This is a genomic window from Pseudoalteromonas sp. Z1A6 (assembly GCF_011378745.1).
Taxonomy (GTDB): Bacteria; Pseudomonadota; Gammaproteobacteria; order Enterobacterales; family Alteromonadaceae; genus Pseudoalteromonas; species Pseudoalteromonas arctica.
In genome coordinates this window covers 1-1,250 of the sequence record NZ_WTKW01000604.1, presented here as the reverse complement: position 1 = coordinate 1,250, position 1,250 = coordinate 1, and the positions used below count along the sequence as shown (strand labels likewise).

The window sequence follows — 1,250 nt, the reverse complement described above, 5'->3', positions numbered from 1 at the left end:
AATTCTTTTTGAGGAATTAAGTTTATTAGTTCAAACACCCAATGTTGTTTGAAGTATAAGTTGACATAACCTCACTTGCTTTTATTGACCCACAGCGCCGCAAGTGAAGTATAACTTGGCATAATATTGAAGCTTATAATGGCATAAAGTTACCAAATATAAGCTTTATAAAGCTAGTCTCATAAAAATACTTCCAAGTTTAGTTGACTGCTATGTGCCAATTGCGGACATTAGTAACGCTTGCTTAACCGGCGCGTAATAGCAGGCAAAAATAGCGAGGAAGGAGCGCAAGCCTGCTGTTTTGCATCCTTTGGTTTAGGCACTTGTTAGCTTTTATTACTTTCATAGTTTTCGAATATGGATGCTACATGTTCAGAGAAGTCATCAAATTCACTAACTTTAAAAGTATTGCAACCATTAGTGGTTAAGTGAAACGCAATAATCTCGCCACCAATGTAAACACGTTCGTTTTTTGGAGCAGAGTTTTGAATGAGTCGTTGTTGTTTCATCATTTCAGGGAGCAATTCAATCAAGTTACCTTCTAAAACATCACATTCAGGCTTTACTCCAGTACCATAACCAATCTCCTCTGAAATAAAGTTGTTGGTTGAGCGATAGGCAAAACCAACAACGCCTTCCGCTTTTTCAGATATGCCAAATTGATATACAGTAGTTGTAAAACCTTCTGGCAAAGAGTACTTTTCTTTGTATTGTTCCCAGAGAGCACGTAACCCTTCAGGAGTATGGTAGTCTAGATTGTGAATGCCTTTTACGACCATTCTAGTTGAAGCCTGTAAAGCCCATTCGTTCGAAAAACCTCCAGCTCCAGTACCAGCAACAATCATTTTTAAATGCGGAATATGGTTTGCTTTCGAACAAAAAAATGCAGGATTTCCATGAGCATCAACAGCTAAAGAGTCTGTTGCAATTAGAGCCTGCGACTCATCAGTGTAAAAAATTAAAGATGACATTCTTCTTCCTTTGAAAGCCCGCTATATTTAGTCCGGCTTGAATGACTTGATATGTATTCCATTGATAACACCATTGGCTAGCTTATTGAGATATTCTTTTGCAATGCCTGCTATGAATGAATGTGCTTCTGATAACTCCATAATTGGAGTTTTATTTTCTTTAACAGCTTCTTTAAACCCATGCCTAGAATCCAAGCCTGACACAGTATAGTTGTTAGCCGTATTCGTAAAAGCTTTCCTTAAATTCTTATCTACCGAAATTTCTATACCTGTTTTTTT

At 37.3% G+C, this 1,250-nt stretch carries 2 protein-coding genes; both read right to left on the bottom strand.

Annotated elements, in window-relative coordinates; genetic code table 11:
- Positions 1-326: 326 nt before the first annotated feature.
- Positions 327-971, bottom strand: coding sequence for a hypothetical protein (locus GQR46_RS19850; RefSeq protein WP_165722766.1), 645 nt, complete (start codon positions 969-971; stop codon positions 327-329).
- Positions 972-998: 27 nt separating this feature from the next.
- Positions 999-1,250, bottom strand: a 252-nt coding sequence (locus GQR46_RS19845) for a hypothetical protein (protein ID WP_206009720.1), incomplete at its 5' end; no start/stop codon positions are given.

What these genes read in the sequence shown, in the direction of transcription:
- GQR46_RS19850 (WP_165722766.1), bottom strand. Translation starts at nt 971, where the DNA reads ATGTCATCTTTAATTTTTTACACTGATGAGTCGCAGGCTCTAATTGCA.